The sequence below is a fragment of the Streptomyces coryli genome (genome assembly GCF_011044975.1).
GTDB lineage: Bacteria > Actinomycetota > Actinomycetes > Streptomycetales > Streptomycetaceae > Streptomyces > Streptomyces coryli.
In genome coordinates this window covers 1-2,538 of record NZ_JAAKZV010000479.1, presented here as the reverse complement: position 1 = coordinate 2,538, position 2,538 = coordinate 1, and the positions used below count along the sequence as shown (strand labels likewise).

The window sequence follows — 2,538 nt, the reverse complement described above, 5'->3', positions numbered from 1 at the left end:
GGGTCAGGGTCGGCGTGGTCCATTCGGCACCAGACGGGACGGGGGCGGGGGACTGCGGCTCGGATCGGGTGTCCTTCGCAGGACGTCTTCGCTCCGATCGGGCGGTCACGCTACCGGCCTCGCTTCCAGGAGCCATCGTATCGGGGATCGTACGCGCGGGTAACACGCTCATCGGCCAACCCTGTTGACGCTGTGCCGCCCGTGGTGGAAGGGTCGGCCGCAGACCTCCCCTGAAATCGATTTCACACCCCCACGGGAAGGGCAGCAACGTGAAGCGATCCACGTTCCTCAAAGCCGCCGCCGGCGCGCTCGCCGGCGGTACCGGGCTGGTGGGCGCGAGCACCGCCTGGGGCGGCGAGGCAGGCACCACAGGCGCCAAAAGCGCCAAAGCCACCGCACAACCCACCGCCCTCCAAGTCAACAAAATCGCCGACCTCACCGGCCCCGGCCTCACCACCGCCTACCGCATGGAGGCCACCGACCTCGGCATCCCCGTCCGCACCCCGGATGGGCGCAATCTCTTCGTCTTCGGCGACACCTTCGAGGGCGCCAAGGTCGGCGCCGGCTGGTGGCGTTCGCCCGTCGCGCTCTACTCCACGACCGCCGCCGCCGACCTCCCCTCCGGCGTGAAGTGGTCGGGTGCGGTCGGCGGTGACGCGGCGCAGCAGCTGTGGGAGTACGAGCACGACAACCCCGAGTTCTCCACCGTGCTGCCGTCCGACGTGATCACCATCGGCGACACCATGTATCTGCACGTCATGGTGAACAAGGGCCTCGGCACCGTCGTCTGGACCGAGATCTGGAAGTCCGCCGACAACGGCGCCACCTGGCAGCACACCGGCGCGAAGTTCGCCCCCGACCTGCACGGCGGGCTGTTCCAGATGCTCACCTGGGGCGAGGGCGACGACGGGTACGTATACGTCTACTCGTCCGGCTTCCAGCGCGACAAGCCCATGATCCTGCAGCGGGTCCGCAGCGGCTCCATCGCCGACCCGGGCGCGTACGAGCCGTGGGGCTACAAGGACGGCAACTGGGGCTGGGGGAATCCGCCCACCCCCGTCCTGGAGGGCAAGTTCGGCGAGCTGTGCCTGCGCCCCCTCGGCGGGAAGTGGATCCTGACCTGGTTCAACGCCGGGGACTACCGCATCGACGGCATGATCATGGACACCCCGACGTCGAATCTCCACGAGGCCCAGCGCGCCACCCTCATCCACGGCGGCGAGTGGGGCAACGAGGACGACACGCACGTCGCGCAGCTCTACGGCGGCTACATCATCCCGGGGTCCACGCTCGGCGACCTGCACCTGGCCGTCAGCCAGTGGAATACGACCGACAACTGGCCGTACCGGGTGATGCAGTTCCGCGTGCAGGGGTTCGGGGCCTAGCCGGCCGGCCGCGCCAGGGCCACCGCCCGGTGATGAAACGCCCTGCGGATCGCGGGGAAGCGGTGGCCCTCCCTGGTCGGGTGGACGCGGTTGGTGAGCAGCGCGTAGTAGCGGCCTGGCGTGCCGTTACGCGCCGGCTCCACCCACAGGCTCGTCCCCGTGAAGCCCGTATGGCCATACGAGTCCGCGCCCACCGCCACTCCCACCGGCGAAGCCACCGCATCGCGCCCCTGCCAGCCGAGGCAGCGGCGCAGGGGCAGGCCCTCCGTATGGCAGGCCGTCATGCGGGCGAAGGCGGTCTCGCCGAGCAGTCCGCCGCCGCCCGCCGCGAGCGCGCGGCCCAGTCGTTCCACGTCGGCGAGCGGCGCGAACAGGCCCGCGTGGCCTGCCGGTTCGCCGAGCACCACCGCGTTCTCGTCGTGCACCTGGCCGGTCACCAGGCGGCCGCGCCAGGCGCACCACTCGGTCGAGACCGCGCGGTCCGCCGGGGCCGGCGTGAAGACGGTTTCACGCATGCCGAGCGGCTCGCACACCTGCCGTCCCACCAGCTCGTCCAGGCCGGTGCCGGTCGCCTGCTCCAGGACCAGGCCGAGCAGGATGAAGCCGGCCGAGGAGTACTCGACCACCGTGCCGGGCGCGCCGCGCAGCGGGAGGTCGCGGAGTCCCTTCAGGAGGCCCGCGCGGTCGGAGTGTTCGCGCCACAGCGGGGTGCCGCCGGGCAGGCCCGAGGTGTGGGCGAGGAGCTGGGTGACGGTGATGGCGGCCTTGTCCGGGAGGTCCCGGTACTCCGGCAGGTACGTGCCGAGCGTGTCGTCCAGGCTCAGGGCACCCGCCTCCGCCAGGCGCAGGGCGGCGAGGCCGACGATCGGCTTCGTCAGCGAGGCCAGGTCCCACAGCTCGGTGCCGTCGACTTCCGGACCTGACCAGCTTCTTGTGCCCAGGTGGCCACCCGCCTCCCGCTCCGTGGCGGTGCCGGTGGACCAGGCCGCGGCGGAGTAGATGCGCTCGCGGCGGCCTGCCGTCAAGAGGTGCGTGAGTGCGGCCGTCACCGTACGACCCCCAGCTGCGTCGCCCCGCGCAGTCCCGCCGAGATCGTCCCCGCCGCGGCGCGCACCATCGGCCCCAGCACACCCACGCTCCCCTCGTCCAGGGT

2 protein-coding genes are annotated in these 2,538 nt (G+C 71.6%); one reads left to right on the top strand and one right to left on the bottom strand.

Annotation, left to right across the window (positions count from 1 at the left end; genetic code table 11):
- The first annotated feature begins 269 nt into the window (after positions 1-269).
- Positions 270-1,385 (top strand): DUF4185 domain-containing protein, encoded by a 1,116-nt coding sequence (locus tag G5C51_RS41450; protein ID WP_165246030.1) that lies wholly within the window; start codon positions 270-272, stop codon positions 1,383-1,385.
- On the opposite strand, the gene G5C51_RS41445 is transcribed toward G5C51_RS41450, so the two are convergent.
- Complete coding sequence (locus G5C51_RS41445) at positions 1,382-2,434, bottom strand: serine hydrolase (RefSeq protein ID WP_165246028.1); 1,053 nt, start codon at positions 2,432-2,434, stop codon at positions 1,382-1,384. The two genes, G5C51_RS41450 and G5C51_RS41445, sit on opposite strands and share 4 nt — an antisense overlap.
- Positions 2,435-2,538 lie beyond the last annotated feature (104 nt).